The organism is Pseudescherichia sp. AS216 (assembly GCF_037152055.1).
Taxonomy (GTDB): Bacteria; Pseudomonadota; Gammaproteobacteria; order Enterobacterales; family Enterobacteriaceae; genus Pseudescherichia.
In genome coordinates, this window is record NZ_JBBCMV010000035.1 from 1 (window position 1) to 262 (window position 262).

Below are 262 nucleotides of genomic sequence, written 5' to 3' on the forward strand. Positions count from 1 at the left end.
GCGCAGCGATGCGTTGAGCTAACCGGTACTAATGAACCGTGAGGCTTAACCTTACAACGCCGAAGATGTTTTGGCGGATTTGAGTGACGATTTTCAGCTTAGATTCAGACTGACGTGCGCAATAATTTGCGCAGCAGCAAGGCGGCCAGTAAAGGAAAGGAAGGAGCATACTGAAGTATGTGACTGACTTTGCGAGCGCAGGCAACGCGGCTGATGCGATAAAGTATTGCGTACCGAGCACAAAGAATTTGCCTGGCGGCAC

The 262-nt window shown here is 50.8% G+C and carries 1 protein-coding gene; it reads right to left on the reverse strand.

Annotation, left to right across the window (positions count from 1 at the left end; translation table 11 throughout):
- Nucleotides 1-28 precede the first annotated feature (28 nt).
- Nucleotides 29-262, reverse strand: a 234-nt coding sequence (locus tag WFN61_RS21015) for a hypothetical protein (RefSeq protein ID WP_337039151.1), incomplete at its 5' end; no start/stop codon positions are given.